Source organism: Aquabacterium parvum (assembly GCF_001447195.1).
GTDB classification, from domain to species: domain Bacteria; phylum Pseudomonadota; class Gammaproteobacteria; order Burkholderiales; family Burkholderiaceae_C; genus Aquabacterium; species Aquabacterium parvum.
The window spans coordinates 1-273 of sequence record NZ_LFRI01000337.1 but is presented as its reverse complement, the minus strand read 5'-3'; the positions used below and the strand labels follow the sequence as shown (position 1 = coordinate 273).

Sequence of the window (273 nt, the reverse complement as noted above, 5' to 3'; positions counted from 1 at the left end):
GGTGGGGATCACCTCGCCGGTCTTCTTGTTGACGCCACCACCCAGGGTGGTGACTGCTCGAATGGTGCCGGTCAGCGTGAGCATCACAGGCTCCCTTGATCCAGGGCACCGGAACGCTCGATAGCTTCCTCGGCGCTGGCCAGCGCATCAGACACAGCAGCCTCGATGAACTCGCGCTTGCTCATGTCGAGCAGGTTCGTCACTTGATCGAGGCGCTCGATCAGCGAGGGATGCACCTTGGCGCACATCTGGCGCAGCTCGGTGAGCTGGCCT

Annotated in this window: 1 protein-coding gene; it reads right to left on the bottom strand. The window is 63.0% G+C overall.

What is annotated here, in order from left to right:
• Positions 1-83 precede the first annotated feature (83 nt).
• On the bottom strand, positions 84-273 hold a 190-nt coding region (locus ABG80_RS22800), incomplete at its 5' end, for a hypothetical protein (RefSeq protein WP_407638752.1).